Raw genomic sequence first — 13,171 nt, 5'->3', positions numbered from 1 at the left:
AGCATGGCGCGGCAGGGGAACCTCCATTCGCAGCTGGTGGCATGGCTGAAGATCATCCTGCCCCTCGCGGCTTTGGGGTTGCTGTCGACCCTGTTTCTCCTGTCACGCTCGATCGACACGAACAATGCGATCCCGTTCAGCGATATCGACATCGAAAAGCGCGCCCGCGAACAGGGAGCCAGCAACCCGGCATTTGCCGGCGTAACCGATAGCGGCGATCAGGTCATCGTGAATGCCCGGACCGCATGGCCGGATCTGTCGAACCCCGAACGCATCCTTGCCGAAGCCGTGGATGCGCAGCTGTTGCTGACCACCGGCGAGGTGATCGACATCACTTCGGACTCCGCCGAGGTGCTCCAGCAAGATTACATCGCCACCTTGATCGGCAATGTCGTGGTAACGACCAGCACGGGCTATCGCATGACCACCGAAACGCTCGAATCCCGGTTTGACAAACTCCATGCCGAGTCGCTTGCGCCGGTCTCGGGCACAGGCCCACCCGGCAAACTCGACGCCGCGCGCATGCTGCTCACCTCGGACCCTGACACTGGTGATGCACATTTGCTTTTCACTGGCGGGGTCAAACTGCTATACCAGCCACAGAATTCTGGAGAATAGCACTCTTGATCCGTCTTTCGTGTCTCGTTTTTTCGGTGTTGCTGGCCGGAATGCCCACTGTCGGCCATGCGCAATCCGCACAGGTCGCGTTTGGCGACAGCCAGCAGGACAGCACCCTGCCGGTCGAGGTCGTGTCCGAAGTGCTCAACGTCAACGAGAATGACGGAACCGCGATTTTCACCGGCAATGTCATCGTCGGTCAGGGTGAGATGCGCCTCTGGGCGCCGCGGGTCGAAGTCATCTACAAGCAGGATCAAAGCGGGATCGAAAGCCTGCATGCCACCGGCGGCGTCACCCTTGTCAGCGGCGAGGATGCCGCCGAGGCGCGCGAAGCCGATTACAACATCGACACCGGCATGATCGAGATGGACGGCGAGGTGCTGTTGGTCCAAGGCCCACAAACCCTGACCTCGGACAAGATGGTGGTCGACACCCGCGCAGGCACCGCCCAGATGACGGGCCGGGTCAAGACAGTGCTGCAGCCACAACAGCAGCAGCCTCAGGACTGACGCTTGCCGAAACCCGACCTTCATATCGCACATGAGAGCAAGGGCCTCGAGGTTCGCAACCTTCGCAAAAGCTACAAACGGCGCATGGTGATCCGCGACGTGTCGATGTCCCTCCGGCAGGGCGAGGTCGTGGCACTTCTCGGTCCGAACGGGTCGGGGAAAACCACCACCTTCTATGCGATTGCGGGTCTTGTTCAGCCCGAAGGCGGCCATGTTCTGATCGACGGGCAGGAGGTGACGAATCTGCCCATGTATCGCCGCGCCAAGCTGGGTATCGGCTATCTGCCGCAGGAAATGTCGATTTTCAGGGGGCTGTCGGTCGAAGACAACATCCTGGCCATTCTCGACATCTCGGAGGCGGATCGCCACAAGCGGCGCGAACGGCTCGAGGAACTTCTGTCAGAATTCTCGATCGAACATTTGCGCCGCGCACCGGCGCTGGCCCTGTCGGGCGGTGAACGGCGCCGGGTCGAAATCGCGCGCTGCCTTGCTGCGCATCCGAAATATCTGCTGCTCGATGAACCCTTCGCCGGGGTCGATCCGATCTCGGTCGGCGACATCCGGCATCTTGTGGCCGATCTCAAGAAACGCGGCATCGGCGTGCTGATCACGGACCACAATGTGCGCGAAACGCTGGAAATCGTGGACCGCGCCTATATCCTGCATGACGGCAAGGTTCTGATGTCCGGAACCCCTGCGGAAGTCGTCGAGAATGAGAACGTGCGCCGCGTCTATCTCGGGGACAATTTCCGCATTTCCTGATGCCCCGGCAGCGACCCGCAGATCGGGCCGGGCCTCTCTAATCTCCATTGACAAGTGCCGGCAAAAGCGCCTCAATCAAGGAATGACATCTTGGTTTTTTGCGCCTTTCCCCTGTCGTTTCCCGCTTCAGCGGGACGGCATCGGACAAGCCAGAGGGATGTCTGTTTCCCGCATCCGGACGTGACAGGCATCGGCGCCCAAGGGCGCAGGATGGGGTCTCTCGGATTGTCAAATGAAGGAGCTAAGATGCGCTATCAAATCAGTGGCAAGCAAATCGACGTGGGTGAAGCCCTGCAGACACACGTCAAGACCGAACTCGGCGAAGCCGTGGCAAAATACGCCGAACGCCCGACCGATGCGCATGTGATATTTTCCAAGAACGCCAGCGAATACGCCTGCGAAACCATTGTCCACCTCTCGACCGGCCTGACCGCGCAGGCCAAGGCAAATGCGCATGAAATCTACAGCGCATTCGATCAATGCTGCGCCAAGATGGAAAAACAACTTCGCCGGTATAAGCGCCGCCTGAAGGACCACCACAGGGATCGTCCTCAACCGGTTGAACTTTCCGGCGCGTCCTCTTATATCCTCGCCTCGGAGCGGGAAGATGTGGATTCGGAGCCGGACAGCCTCCAGCCGATCATCGTCGCCGAGATGGAGACACAGATACCGTCCCTGTCCGTCGGTGAAGCGGTGATGCAAATGGAGCTGGCGGGCGCACCGGTCCTCGTTTTCCGCAATGAGGGAAGCAAGGGATTGAATGTCGTGTATCGCCGCGAAGACGGCAACATCGGCTGGATCGACCCTTAAGACACACGAGCATCGGGACGGTACAAGCCAACCCGAATGAGAGCCGATAGATGGATATTCAAATGATCCTCAAGCCCGAGGCGGTCCGCGTTCTGTCTGCGGTATCCAGCAAGAAACGCCTCCTGCATGAGCTGGGCGGGATTGCGGAATCCGTGTACAAACTCAATCAGTCATTGGTGGTTGAGGCGTTGCAGGAACGCGAAAGCTTGGGGCCGACAGGCGTGGGGAACGGTGTGGCCCTGCCCCATGCCCGTCTCGATGATCTAGACGAAGTCGTGGGCGCGCTGGTGCTGCTGGAAAAGCCGGTTGATTTCGACTCCGTCGATCGTCAGCCGGTCGACTTGGCCTTTGCCCTGTTCGCCCCTCGCGATGCCGGCGTCGAGCATCTCAAGGCGCTGGCTCTGGTGTCCCGCACCCTGCGCGATCCGTCGGTCTGTGCCAAGCTGCGCGCCAATATGGACCCGTCCACGCTCTATACCATCGTGACCGAGGCCCAATCGGCACAGGCGGCCTGACGCGCTCGGGTTACGTGGCGCTCCACGCCTCGAAGCCGAACATCACGTAATCCCGCTGGTAGATGTCACTCACCAGCGCTTCGATCTCGTCGTCATAGATATCCGCCAAGGCAATCGGGCTGTCGGCCGGTGCTTTTTGCGGCTGCTTGGCCGCCGCATATCCAACCTCTCCCGCCAGCATGGTCAGGTGCTTTGCCATGTCAGCCTCCCGGATCACCATGTCCGGTATTCCGAACTGGGCCATGCCCTGCAGGATCGCCACCTGTGACGCCCAATGCGCGTCGATCCGGATATTCGTCTGGCCCGAAAGATTGGCCCGCAGGAAATTCAGAAACCCCACGAATGCCTCTCGATGGGCGCGACGGTCATAGGACTCGTCAGGACCGCCGCCGGGAATGGGTACCTTGTAGAAATTGCGCAGCGTCTTGCGGATATCGGCAAAAGCCCCCGGCCCGGTCGACAATATTCTTTTGCAGAACGCGTCATGCGCCCGGGCCACCGGATGGCGCAGCACGGTAAAGCTACGATGCCCGGCATTGCGCCGCTTCCACTGACGCAGCGCTTTCTGGTTCAGATGCGTGGGCAGCGTATCAGGCGTGACATCATCCAATGCCGCCATCCAGGCGCAGACCTCATCCTCAGGCCCCGAGCGCACCGGCATGTAAAGCAAAGGCGCGTGCGCAGCCGTCACATAGCCCGGCACCGCCGCGCCGCGCCGCGGTTCGAAATTCGGCGTGCGTGACAGGTTGAACAGATCCTGCCCCGACAAAGCCCGTTCCATCTCGTCGAAATTCGACACCTTGCTCTCCAAAGCGCCGGGATTCTGTTTCTTCAAGGACTCGTCAAGCGCATCGAGCCGTTCATCACTGCCAAGAAACCGAGCCAGACCATTGAGCACATCAAGGTCTTGAAGGTCCTCATAAGCCAGATAGAACGCCGTCTGCCCGGTCACCTGAAGCCGGTTCAGCAAGAACACCTGGAACGACTGAAGATGCGCCACATGCTTGTCGAACTCGGCCACATCGAAGCGTACCTTGCTGTCGCGGCGGCGCTTGACGTTGGTCAGTTTCCACTGCCCCGTGGCCTGCGCGATCTTCCATGACACATAGCTGTCCACCGGATTCCGGGTGAGCACGATCTTGGCGCAGCGCGGATCGGTCAGGCTGATATCCAGAACGCGCCGGTCGTGATCGTGAAAGAACCGAAACCCGCCAAGACCTTTGGACTCCGTCTTGATCGTCTCGATCAGGCGCATGGGATCGGCATCGCGCATGGCCTGCGTGACGCCCAGTATCTCGGTCCGGTTGGGATAACCGATGAAATGCGGATTGAACGCCTCTCCGTGGCACTCGAACGCATGAAACGCATTCAGATTCGTCTCGAGAAAATTCGAGCCGGTGCGCATTTCCGCGAACACCACGAAGTAATCAAAAGGGCCGGTCATGCGGGATTATTGCACCAGATAGGGTTTCGGCTTGTTCTGTTGGGGTTCATGCGGTCCATGCGCCACCGGGAAATCCCCCATCAGATAGGGATGCATCCCCTGGTTCTTGAGGTTCTGCAGGAACTGTCCGAACCCGTTCAGATCGGCCATCCTCGGCACCTCCGACAGGCCGCGCATGTTTTGCTGGCCGATCTCGTCGATGATCGTCTGCAGCGGCTCCATCGGTGCCTCGATGAATTCCGCCATGGTCCAGATGCGGATGCGTGCCTTGGCCCACGGAGAACGCAGCACCTCGAGATGTTTGCTTTCGATCTGCTGCAGGCGCGCAGCCTCCTGCCGGATATCGCCGAAATTCTGGTTCGACTTGAACAGCGGCACAGCCCATGCCCCGGTGATCACCGAGATCTGCGCATTGGGATCCTTGGCGATATCCCATTCGATGTTCTTGATATGGTCGCGCGGCCCCATCTGGAAGCACTGCCGCTCTCCGCGTGTGTTCCAGACCAGACTGGCGAAAAAGGCACGCGGATTGTAATCGCGCAGCGCCGCGCTGTCGCTCAACGCGCCGTTCATCACCGTTTGACCATCGGAAAACTCGGCCCGCTCCGGTGCGAAAAGATGCCCGTGCACCCGCGTTCCAGTCGCCCGCGCCAGCCATGGCTCGAAATTCTCGAACAGGTCGGCAAAGCCCTCGAACACCGAATATTGCGCGCAGGTCAAGCCATTCTCACGGCCCTCCACCGGAAACCGGCTTTGCATGTAAAGTCCGGGGCGTCCGCGCGTGCGCCGATCCACCGCCTTGGCGAAGATGCGGTCGATCTTGCCGGGGTTCGGCTCGGTCTGTTTCATCGCCGTGGCGCTATCGGTCAGGAAGGCATCATAAAGCCGGTTGGCGAACGGCCAGATCTTGCGCGCCACAAAGCAATCAGACCGGCGCAAAAGCTGCAGGTGATCGTCATAGAAGATATGCGGCTTGCCCTGATAATCGAACTTCGACAGCGTCAGGGACCGGCTTTCGATCTGCAACGAATACTGCCGTGCCAGCGTCTGGAAATAGCTTTCGTCGGGGATCCAGACATGGCGGAAATACCTGTCATAGATCGGCCTTTCCGGGTCCGAAAGGATCGCCGACAGGGTCTGCCGGGTCAGACACCACCATTGGCTGCCCATATGCGGCACGATGCCATTCGGGATGCGCCGCTTGAAGCGCAACCTGCGCTGCAGCGCGACATAGCGGTCAAAAAGATACTTGTTCTTGCGCCATGAAAACGGAAACCGCAGTGTGAACCGCTCGTGATCCAGACCCCCGATGGTCCAGGGCACATCCGCGGTCGTCGCGGATTCAATGAAATCCGTCTGCGGGCGCTCGGCGAGGTAATCGATCAACTCCTGCACCGGGCGCAGCGGCAGGCACGAACCCGACGCCAGATAGACATGCCGCACATCCTTGAACTCATCCAGCATGATCTGCGCGGCACTCTGGGTCGCAGCCACCAGCCCCCATGTGCCCCATTCACAGCGATGCCGTTTGCAGAACCTGACATCCGGAAGATCAGACAGCGATTTGACGAAGGCGTTATAGGTTTTCGTCGGCACGGATTTGTCGGCGTGGATCACGATCGGACAGCCGCTCGCCGCCCAGTGCCGTGCAACCTGCTCGGCACGGTCGAACGCCGTGTGGACCAGCATTATGATACCCACGCTCACCGAGAACCGCCCTTCCTCAAGCCCAGTTCCCCTTGGACATCAGCCCAAGGATCTCCAGTTGCCGCCAGTTTATATACTTTTCCGACCATTTGCACCACAGCTCGGGATTGTCGCGCAAGTTGTCGTAATACGTCTTGTATTCCATGCTCGCCGCATAATGCTGGTTTCGCTCCAGCTCCTCTTCGGCCTTGGCAGCAAAGGTGTCCAGAAACTTAGCGTGCAACAGGACGCCGCTGGCCTTTTCACCGCCCAACGTGTCGTATGTCTGGTTCAGCCCACGAGGCAAAAGCATATGGGTCGAGCTGACATAGGCATAGCGCCTGTCCCATTTGACAAGCGGGATCTTGTTGAGCGCCGGCGCCTTTTTCGGCGTATCCCGGAAAAACACCCGCGCCCTCGGGCCGCCCTGAATCCACAGGTTACCGAAATCATTATTCTTGGCGATCATGTAATTGCCCGGATCGAACCACGACGTGATCTCGATCGGATTTTGCCCGGGCCGATACGGCACCGCATCGATCCGCCCCTTGGGATACATGTCCAGCAGCATCGCCCCGAATGACCGCAATTGCGACACATCCAGCCAGTCGGTCAGCGCCCTGATCGGTCGCGTATCGCAAAACGGGTAGACGAAGAATTCATCAGGATCGACAACAAGCGTCCAGTGACCATGGCCATATCTGCCCTGCAACCAGTTCAGCCAGTCCACCCCGAACCTCGCACGCTTGTAACTGGCCTTGGTTGTCCAGACCGAGACATCCGGCTGATCCGCCAGATATTCCCGCCCGCCATCATCGCTGTCATTATCGACCATCAGGAAATGCGACACGCCCAGATCCCGGTAATATTTCAGGAAATAGGGAAGGCGCACGTATTCATCCCGAAACGTCGAAAACAACAGGATGTCACCCGGTCCGATACGATCTGTGCGGTCGGCCACCTGCTTTAGAGAATAGTGACTGCGCCACGCGCGCAGCTTGGCGCGCTTGCGCTTCAGGCGCATTCGATATGATTGCAAGGGATTCAAGCCATGCCCCTCTGCGCGCCGCTATAGACCATCGCACTTGGTATCCACTGCCCGGTTAACACGTTCTTATGTTCAATCGGCACATATCCCCAAAGATTTACTCTTATTTTCGGATAATTGCACAAAGTCAAACCCATTCCCCCCGTGACATAAGGCCCAAAGCCTCAAGCTGGCGCCAACTGGTGAAACGGGTCGATCCCTCGCACCACAGGTCGGGATTGGCGATCAGCCTGTCATAATACGCCTCATAAAGATCGCTGTTTGCGAAATGCTCGCGGCGGGTTTTCTCCTCGGCGGATTTCTCGACCACGACATTGAGGAACTTGGTGTGCAGCAAGATGCCCGACAGTCTCTCACCGCCATCCTCACAATACACCCGGTTGAGGCGTCGCGGCAAAAGTGAATGGGTCGAACTGACATAGGCATAGCGCCAGTTCCACTTGACCAAGGGCATCTTGCCCATCGTCGGCGCCCGCCTTGGTCGATCTGCGAAAAACATCCGGGCGCGCGGGCCGCCCTGTATCCACAGATTCTGCAGATCGGGTTTCTTCTGGATCATGTAATTTCCGGCATCGAACCAGCATAGCTCGGTAAACGGATCGTCACCGGGCCGATAGGGATGATCCTGCAACCGACCCTTCGGATACATATCCAGCATGAGCGCGCCAAAGGACTGCCTGTCATTGGCATCAAGCCAGTCCGTCAGCGCCCGCAGCGGCCTTGTGTCGTGATAGGGATAGATAAAGATCTCGTCGGCATCCAGGGTCAGACACCAATGCCCGTGCGCGTGGCGGATCTGCAGCCATGTCAGCCAATCCATCCCGAACCGCGACAGCTTGTAACTATGCGTCGTCGTCCAGAGCGACACGTCGGGTTGCTGCGCCAGAAAATCGGTCGTGCCGTCGTCGCTGGCATTGTCCACCATCAGGAAATGCCCGACCCCCAGCCTGCGGTGATGCTCAAGAAAATGCGGCAGCCGCACCATCTCGTTGCGCACGGTCACCGCCCCAAGGATCGCATCCGGCGCGATGCTGGCGGTGCGGTCGGCCACCGCGCGCAGCTGATGCCGCTTGCGCCAGGCACGAAACAGCAGCCGCCGCCGTTTCCAGCGCAGCCGATAGGCGATACCAGCGTGCCTCAACCACTCCATACCCGTCCGCCTGTGATCCGCCGACTGACGACAGAATCGGTTCTATTTCGTGTAATGTCCAGTTTGATACCAGCGCCACGCATCGCCGATCATCCGATCAAGGCTCGAGCGTTCGGGCGCCCACCCCAACTCGGTCATCGCACGGGTCGATCCGGACACAAGCTTGGTGCAGTCCCCCGGTCGCCTCATGCCTTCGATCACCGGGACCGTCTTGCCGGTGATCGCCTCGGCGCGGTCAATCACCTCACGCACCGAAAATCCGCTTCCGGTGCCAAGGTTGAAGACGCGGCTTTGCCGGTCATCCTGCAGCCATCTCAGCCCGAGAATATGGGCATCCACCAGATCCATCACATGCACGTAATCGCGGATGCAGGTGCCGTCGGGCGTGTCATAATCCGTGCCGAAAATCGTGAGCGCATCGCGCCTGCCTGCGATCGCCTCGAGGATCAGCGGGATCAGATGCGTCTCGGGCTGGTGGAACTCTCCCACTTCGGCCTCGGGATCGGCCCCCGCCACATTGAAATACCGGAAGATCACGTGGCGCAGCCCATGCGCCGCCTCGAAATCGCGCAGGATATCCTCGATCGCGCGCTTCGATCCGCCATAGGCGTTGATCGGGTTGCGATCGCTGGTTTCATCCAGCACCACATTGTCCTGGTCGCCATAGGTCGCACAGGTCGACGAGAACACCACCTTCAGACAGCCCGCCTGCACCGCCGCCTCGAACAGGCACAGCGATCCGGCGACATTGTTGTGCCAATAAAGCCCCGGTTCCCGCATGCTTTCGCCCACCTGGCTCAGTGCTGCGAAATGCAGCACCGCCTCGGGCCGATAGGCGGCAAACACCTGATCGAGCCGCGCGCGGTCTGTCAGATCGCCCTGCTCGAACGGGCCATAGCGCACCGCCTGTTCCCAACCGGTGCTCAGATTGTCATAGGTGACGGGCGTGAAGCCCGCCACCTTGAGTGCCTTACAGGCATGCGAGCCGATATAACCGGCGCCGCCCGTCACGAGAATATTGCTCACTGCATCGACTCCGGCGGCTTACTGCGCCGCCTTCTCCGCATACAAGATGTCGTTCAGAAAGGCCCGCAGGTCATCGCGCAAATCCTCACGCGCCAGCGCAAAGGAAACCGTCGCCTGCAGGAAGCCCGATTTCGACCCACAATCGAAGCGATGCCCTTCAAAGCGATAGCCGTATACCTCTTCACCGGCCTCCCGCGCATCCGAAATCGCATCGGTGAGCTGAATTTCCCCACCCGCGCCTGCACGCTTCTTGTTGAGCATCTTCAGGACGGTCGGCGTCAGGATATACCGCCCGATCACCGCCAGGTTCGACGGCGCCTCACCCAGCTTGGGCTTCTCGACCATGCCCTTGGTCGAGATGATCCGCCCCTTGTCTTCCTTGATATCCAGCATCCCATAGGACGAGGTCTTTTCCTCGGGCACTTCCATCGCGGCGACGATATTGCCCTGCGTTTCCGCGAACGCCTCGACCATCTGCGCAAGACACGGCTTTTCCGCCGCGATCACGTCATCCGGCAACATCACGGCAAAGGGCTCGTTCCCGATCAAATGCCGCGCGCACCACACCGCATGACCAAGCCCAAGCGGCTTGTGCTGCCGGACATAGGCGATCTGGCCGCTGTCCATATTGGTGCTTTTGAGAATCTTGAGAAGATCGTCCTTGCCCTTCCTGCGCAGCTCCTGCTCGAGCTGCGGGGCAAGATCGAAATAATCCTCAAGCGCGCCCTTGCCGCGCGACGTGACGAAAATGAAATCCTTGATGCCCGCTTCACGGGCTTCATCAATCGCGTATTGGACAAGGGGACGGTCCACCAAAGTCATGATTTCCTTCGGCACCGACTTGGTTGCCGGCAAAAATCTCGTCCCCAGACCCGCGACAGGAAAAATGGCTTTTGTTACTTTCTTTCGCATGTCTGCTCCTCACCTGCACCAACGCTGAAATAATAAACCAGCCCTGATGTCATTGCACTGATTAATGGAAGATTATGAAGATTTCTGGACCAGACATTGTCGATGACCACAGAAACACAGCTTTTTCAGTCCGATCCCATCTCTTTCATCATCCGTTCGATGCGCGGCACATCCTCAGGGTTGTTTAACTCCCAGAATTGTCGCCCGCGCGCCTCGACCTCGACACAGCGCACCGCGCGCCCGTTTTCCAGGAACCTGAGCTGCTCCAGCCCCTCCAGCCCCTCGAGCGGGCCCTCCGACCAGCCCGGATAGGCCGACAGCGCCGCCGCGCGATAGGCATAGACCCCGACATGATGAAACACCGGTGTCGCCTCGGCATCGTCATAGGATTTCGAGGTGTAGGGGATCACTTCCTTCGAGAAATAAAGCGCATGGCCACCGGTGTCGAAAACCGCCGTCGTGCCACCCACACGGCCTGCGCGCCGATCTTCCAGAAAACCGTTCAACGCGCGCCCGTCACAGCGCAGCACCGGCGTCGCCATGCCGGCCTCGGCATCGTTGCCCAAGGCCTCGATCAACGCCTCCACGAACCAATGCGGCGTCAGCGGCGCATCTCCCTGCAGGTTGACCACGATATCATAGCCGCCGCCAAGCACCTCATGCGCTTCCGCGCAGCGTTCCGTGCCATTGCGACAGGCCTCCGAGGTCATCGCCACCTCGGCGCCGAACCCTTCGGCCGCCTGTCGGATACGATCATCATCGGTGGCCACCACCACCCGGTGATTGCCCCCGACCTTGCACGCCGCCTCCCAACTGCGCTGGATCAGGCTCTTTTTGGCACCGCTCGCGCCGGTCAATTCGACCAGCGGCTTGCCGGGATACCGGCTTGACGCATAGCGCGCCGGAATGACGATCAGAGCCCGCATCAGCCCGCCTTCAACGTGACGCCCGGCGCATACGCGATGAAGAACGGGTTTGCGAACCCGTCCTTGCCATAACGCAAAGGCTGGTGATCGTCGAACCGCACCACCTGACCGCCTGCACCCTGCAGCACGGCTTGGCCTGCGGCGGTATCCCATTCCATCGTGCGCCCAAGCCTTGGATACAGATCCGCCTCACCCGTCGCCACCAGACAGAACTTGAGCGACGATCCCGCGCTCGTCATGTCCTTGACGCCATATTGACCAATGTAATCATCAGTCGCCTGATCGCGGTGCGATTTACTGGCCACCACCATCAAAGCCGCATTGTCGGGCGTCGACACGGCGATCTCGGTCATCGCACCCGGCATCTGCGGATCGAACGGCCCGGCCTCCTCGACCGACACACCGTCGGCGCGGGTGAAAAACATCCGCTCTTTCGCGGGCGCATAAACCACACCGCGCACCGGAACGCCGTTTTCCACATAGGCGATGTTCACGGTGAAATCCCCACGGCGATGGATGAATTCCTTGGTGCCATCCAGCGGATCCACGATCAGAAAGGTCTCGACGCTCTGCCCATGCGACGCCGCCTGCTCTTCGGTCACCAGCGCCACATCCGGAAACGCCTTGCGCAGACCCTCCGAAATCAGCGCATCCGCCGCCTCGTCGGCTTCGGTCACCGGGCTGTCGTCGGACTTCACCTTCACATCGAAATCGTCGGAATTGTAGATTTCCATGATCCGGTCACCCGCTTCCAGCGCCAACCGGCGCATGACCGTAACAAGCTTGTCGTGATCCAATGTGATACTCCTGCCTACCTTTTGTACCGCGTTGACACGGCATGTTGATCGAATGCCTCGCGCCCTTTATGGTATGCAGGTAACGGGACAGCAAGAAGTCCGTGCTACATTCCGGCAGGCTGACAGGCGACGAGTAGATGTTTCAGAAAGTATCCCCAAGAAGTAACCTGCAATCGGCCCTCGCCATTCTGGAGCTGATCTATCACTCCACGGTGCGATCTGTCCGCAAGTCGCATGGCAACGCGTTCTTCGCGATCCTCAACAACATGTTGCAGGCCATAATCTTCGTCATGGCCTTCTACATCATGTTCTGGATGCTCGGCATCAAAAGCGCGCGCATTCGCGGCGATTTCCTTTTGTACATGCTGTCAGGGGTTTTTCTGTTCCTTACTCATGTCAAGGCACTCGGCGCAGTGGCCGGAGCCGAAGGGCCATCGTCACCGATGATGCAGCATGCGCCGATGAACACGGTCATTTCGGTCGCCTCTGCGGCACTTGGGGCGCTCTACGTTCAGGTATTGTCTCTCTTCGTTATCCTGTTCATCTATCACGTCGCCTTCACCCCCTTCGAAGTGTCGCAACCGTTTGCCGCCTTCGGGATGCTGGTTCTGTCATGGTTCACAGGCTTGGCTCTCGGTTTGGTGTTCCTGGCACTCAAACCCTGGTTTCCGGCAGCGATCGGCATTGTGACCACTGTCTATCAGCGCGCCAACATGATCGCGTCGGGCAAGATGTTCGTGGCCAATTCGCTGCCGCCCTTCATGCTCAAGATGTTCGACTGGAACCCTCTGTTTCACGCCATCGATCAATGCCGCGGCTTCACCTTCGCCAATTACTTTCCGCGCAATTCATCGCTGGAATATCCTTTGATCGTCGGGCTGGTGTTCCTCATGATCGGCCTGATGGGTGAATTCTACACCCGCCAATACGCCTCGCGGAGCTGGGACGCCCGCCGCTGAGGTCTCTCC

The 13,171-nt window shown here is 59.4% G+C and carries 14 protein-coding genes; 6 read left to right on the top strand and 8 right to left on the bottom strand.

The genetic code is table 11. The features are described 5' to 3' along the window. Window positions 1–3 precede the first annotated feature (3 nt). The 5 genes from lptC (at window position 4) to RAZWK3B_RS02545 (ending at window position 3,214) form a co-directional block, all read left to right on the top strand. A complete protein-coding gene (gene lptC / locus RAZWK3B_RS02565; RefSeq protein ID WP_007811905.1) occupies window positions 4–618 on the top strand; it encodes an LPS export ABC transporter periplasmic protein LptC in 615 nt (204 codons plus the stop codon). Between the two features lie 5 nt (window positions 619–623). Next, complete coding sequence (locus RAZWK3B_RS02560) at window positions 624–1,127, top strand: LptA/OstA family protein (protein ID WP_007811904.1); 504 nt, start codon at window positions 624–626, stop codon at window positions 1,125–1,127. A 3-nt stretch (window positions 1,128–1,130) separates the two neighbouring features. After that, window positions 1,131–1,889 (top strand): LPS export ABC transporter ATP-binding protein, encoded by a 759-nt coding sequence (gene lptB / locus RAZWK3B_RS02555; RefSeq protein WP_007811902.1) that lies wholly within the window; start codon window positions 1,131–1,133, stop codon window positions 1,887–1,889. Window positions 1,890–2,135: 246 nt separating this feature from the next. Beyond that, the gene (gene hpf, locus RAZWK3B_RS02550) at window positions 2,136–2,699 is read left to right on the top strand and encodes a ribosome hibernation-promoting factor, HPF/YfiA family (RefSeq protein ID WP_007811900.1); all 564 of its coding nucleotides are present in this window, start codon (window positions 2,136–2,138) and stop codon (window positions 2,697–2,699) included. A gap of 50 nt (window positions 2,700–2,749) precedes the next feature. Then, window positions 2,750–3,214, top strand: coding sequence for a PTS sugar transporter subunit IIA (locus RAZWK3B_RS02545; RefSeq protein WP_007811899.1), 465 nt, complete (start codon window positions 2,750–2,752; stop codon window positions 3,212–3,214). A 10-nt stretch (window positions 3,215–3,224) separates the two neighbouring features. Here RAZWK3B_RS02545 and RAZWK3B_RS02540 read toward each other — a convergent pair whose 3' ends face one another. From RAZWK3B_RS02540 to cysQ, 8 genes are all read right to left on the bottom strand, one after another. Beyond that, window positions 3,225–4,658, bottom strand: coding sequence for a sulfotransferase family 2 domain-containing protein (locus RAZWK3B_RS02540; protein ID WP_007811898.1), 1,434 nt, complete (start codon window positions 4,656–4,658; stop codon window positions 3,225–3,227). A 6-nt stretch (window positions 4,659–4,664) separates the two neighbouring features. Further along, a complete protein-coding gene (locus tag RAZWK3B_RS02535; protein ID WP_037294809.1) occupies window positions 4,665–6,365 on the bottom strand; it encodes a DUF5927 domain-containing protein in 1,701 nt (566 codons plus the stop codon). 16 nt (window positions 6,366–6,381) lie between these two features. Beyond that, window positions 6,382–7,368 carry a glycosyltransferase family 2 protein gene (locus RAZWK3B_RS02530; RefSeq protein WP_007811896.1) on the bottom strand — a complete coding sequence of 329 codons (987 nt, stop codon included), beginning with the start codon at window positions 7,366–7,368 and terminating at the stop codon, window positions 6,382–6,384. A 151-nt stretch (window positions 7,369–7,519) separates the two neighbouring features. After that, window positions 7,520–8,542 carry a glycosyltransferase family 2 protein gene (locus RAZWK3B_RS02525; RefSeq protein WP_007811895.1) on the bottom strand — a complete coding sequence of 341 codons (1,023 nt, stop codon included), beginning with the start codon at window positions 8,540–8,542 and terminating at the stop codon, window positions 7,520–7,522. Window positions 8,543–8,584: 42 nt separating this feature from the next. After that, window positions 8,585–9,568 (bottom strand): UDP-glucose 4-epimerase GalE, encoded by a 984-nt coding sequence (gene galE, locus RAZWK3B_RS02520; RefSeq protein WP_007811894.1) that lies wholly within the window; start codon window positions 9,566–9,568, stop codon window positions 8,585–8,587. An 18-nt stretch (window positions 9,569–9,586) separates the two neighbouring features. After that, complete coding sequence (gene galU / locus RAZWK3B_RS02515; protein ID WP_037294808.1) at window positions 9,587–10,480, bottom strand: UTP--glucose-1-phosphate uridylyltransferase GalU; 894 nt, start codon at window positions 10,478–10,480, stop codon at window positions 9,587–9,589. Window positions 10,481–10,605: 125 nt separating this feature from the next. Continuing rightward, the gene (locus RAZWK3B_RS02510; protein ID WP_007811891.1) at window positions 10,606–11,406 is read right to left on the bottom strand and encodes a 3-deoxy-manno-octulosonate cytidylyltransferase; all 801 of its coding nucleotides are present in this window, start codon (window positions 11,404–11,406) and stop codon (window positions 10,606–10,608) included. Next, window positions 11,406–12,203, bottom strand: a complete 798-nt coding sequence (gene cysQ / locus RAZWK3B_RS02505; protein WP_007811889.1) for a 3'(2'),5'-bisphosphate nucleotidase CysQ — start codon at window positions 12,201–12,203, stop codon at window positions 11,406–11,408. The genes RAZWK3B_RS02510 and cysQ overlap by 1 nt, the downstream gene beginning before the upstream one ends. 137 nt (window positions 12,204–12,340) lie before the next feature. Between cysQ and RAZWK3B_RS02500 the strand changes: the two genes are divergently transcribed. Then, complete coding sequence (locus tag RAZWK3B_RS02500; RefSeq protein WP_007811888.1) at window positions 12,341–13,162, top strand: ABC transporter permease; 822 nt, start codon at window positions 12,341–12,343, stop codon at window positions 13,160–13,162. The last annotated feature ends 9 nt before the right edge of the window (window positions 13,163–13,171 follow it).

Source organism: Roseobacter sp. AzwK-3b (genome assembly GCF_000170875.1).
Taxonomy (GTDB): Bacteria; Pseudomonadota; Alphaproteobacteria; order Rhodobacterales; family Rhodobacteraceae; genus Roseovarius; species Roseovarius litoreus.
The sequence above is the reverse complement of the archived record's forward strand: the minus strand, read 5'-3'. Positions and strand labels throughout refer to the sequence as shown.

What these genes read in the sequence shown, in the direction of transcription:
- lptC (WP_007811905.1), top strand. Translation starts at nt 4, where the DNA reads ATGGCGCGGCAGGGGAACCTCCATTCGCAGCTGGTGGCATGGCTGAAG.
- RAZWK3B_RS02500 (WP_007811888.1), top strand. Translation starts at nt 12,341, where the DNA reads ATGTTTCAGAAAGTATCCCCAAGAAGTAACCTGCAATCGGCCCTCGCC.
- galU (WP_037294808.1), bottom strand. Translation starts at nt 10,480, where the DNA reads ATGCGAAAGAAAGTAACAAAAGCCATTTTTCCTGTCGCGGGTCTGGGG.
- RAZWK3B_RS02540 (WP_007811898.1), bottom strand. Translation starts at nt 4,658, where the DNA reads ATGACCGGCCCTTTTGATTACTTCGTGGTGTTCGCGGAAATGCGCACC.
- RAZWK3B_RS02525 (WP_007811895.1), bottom strand. Translation starts at nt 8,542, where the DNA reads ATGGAGTGGTTGAGGCACGCTGGTATCGCCTATCGGCTGCGCTGGAAA.
- hpf (WP_007811900.1), top strand. Translation starts at nt 2,136, where the DNA reads ATGCGCTATCAAATCAGTGGCAAGCAAATCGACGTGGGTGAAGCCCTG.
- RAZWK3B_RS02545 (WP_007811899.1), top strand. Translation starts at nt 2,750, where the DNA reads ATGGATATTCAAATGATCCTCAAGCCCGAGGCGGTCCGCGTTCTGTCT.
- RAZWK3B_RS02530 (WP_007811896.1), bottom strand. Translation starts at nt 7,368, where the DNA reads ATGCGCCTGAAGCGCAAGCGCGCCAAGCTGCGCGCGTGGCGCAGTCAC.
- RAZWK3B_RS02510 (WP_007811891.1), bottom strand. Translation starts at nt 11,406, where the DNA reads ATGCGGGCTCTGATCGTCATTCCGGCGCGCTATGCGTCAAGCCGGTAT.